The sequence below is a fragment of the Microbacterium sp. K35 genome, assembly GCF_004794375.1.
Taxonomy (GTDB): Bacteria; Actinomycetota; Actinomycetes; order Actinomycetales; family Microbacteriaceae; genus Microbacterium; species Microbacterium sufflavum.
Window position 1 is genome coordinate 1 of record NZ_SSDM01000307.1, and the last position, 987, is coordinate 987.

Here is a 987-nt window from a genome sequence, read left to right on the forward strand (position 1 = left end):
GCACCGCCACGGTGCGCCGTGCGAACACGTCGCCCGCGTCGAGCTCCGGCACGAGCTGGAAGACGCTGGCGCCCAGCACCTCGTCGCCCGCGATCAGCGCGCGCTGCACCGGCGCCGCGCCACGCCAGGCGGGCAGCAGGGAGAAGTGCAGGTTGATCCATCCGGCGTCCGGCGTCGACAGCAACGGCTCGCGCACGAGCCCGCCGTAGGCGACGATCACGCCCAGCTCGGGCTCGAGCGCGGCGATCTCCGCGGTCACCGCGTCATCCAGACGGGCCGCCCGGATGACCGGGAGGCCCCGTTCTGCGGCAGCCTGGGCGACGGGCGACGGCGTCAGCACGCGCTTGCGGCCGAGCGGCGCATCCGGTCTCGTCACCACCGCGGCGATGTCGTGCTCCGCAGCGAGGCGATGGAGTGTGGGCACGGCAGCGGAGGGCGTGCCGGCGAAGACGAGGCGCATGAAGGTTCTCCGGAAGGGGTCAGAGCTCTGGATCGAGGATATCGAGGCGCACCGTGAGCGCGCTCCGGGCCGCGCGCGCTCGGCCCCGCCGTCCGTTCACGGCCTCCGCCACCACGGCTGCGCGCAGGACGGTAGCCACCCGCACCCCGGCGCCGTAGTCGAAGCGGACCAGGGCGCGCACGCGCGGAGGGTCGTCGTCGCCCTCGACGGGGACGGGGCCGAGCACCGCGTCGGACGGCAGCGACAGCTCCCCGAGAGCGGCAAGAGCGCGGGCGACCGCGGCCGACGTGCCCTCCACGAGCGCGACGCGCGCGGCGGGCGGCATGTGCAGCGGGGCGCGGTTCTCCAGCTCCGAGCGCGCGTAGCCCGCCTGGTTCCACGTCGCGAGGGCCTTGGCGACCGCGCCGTCCACCCCCACCAGATGCACCGGAGCCCCGGGGGCGGCCAGCGCGGCAGCGTTCGACCACCAGCGCAGACACGCCTCGCCGATCCGCAGGTCGGGCGACTGCAGCATGCGCGGCCCGTCC

Annotated in this window: 1 protein-coding gene and 1 pseudogene; both read right to left on the bottom strand. The window is 75.6% G+C overall.

The features are described from left to right. On the bottom strand, positions 1-460 hold a 460-nt coding region (locus tag DW299_RS12185), incomplete at its 3' end, for a methionyl-tRNA formyltransferase (RefSeq protein WP_136036748.1). A 19-nt stretch (positions 461-479) separates the two neighbouring features. After that, a pseudogene (locus tag DW299_RS12190) lies at positions 480-987 on the bottom strand (primosomal protein N'); the annotation flags it as partial.